Annotated in this window: 1 protein-coding gene; it reads left to right on the forward strand. The window is 62.2% G+C overall.

What is annotated here, in order from left to right:
* A partial coding sequence (locus M3P21_RS22490) for an aldolase/citrate lyase family protein (RefSeq protein ID WP_249713737.1) occupies window positions 1-267 on the forward strand: 267 nt, incomplete at both ends.

Below are 267 nucleotides of genomic sequence, written 5' to 3' on the forward strand. Positions count from 1 at the left end.
TACAGCGGCGGATGTCTATGCGGTGGACATGCTGGTGACCCAGATCGAGGACGCCAAGGGTCTGAAAAAGCGGATCGGCTTCGAGCACATCATCGAAACCGCGCTTGGCATGCAGAACGTGCATGAGATCGCGCAGGCCTCGAAACGCAATGAAAGCCTGCATTTTGGGGTGGCCGATTACGCCGCCTCGACCCGCGCGCGCACCACCATCATCGGCGGGGTGAACCCGGATTACGCGGTGCTGACCGACGCGGATGCCGATGGCGC

Origin of the sequence: Ruegeria spongiae, assembly GCF_023502395.1 — a bacterium.
GTDB classification, from domain to species: Bacteria; Pseudomonadota; Alphaproteobacteria; order Rhodobacterales; family Rhodobacteraceae; genus Ruegeria_C; species Ruegeria_C spongiae.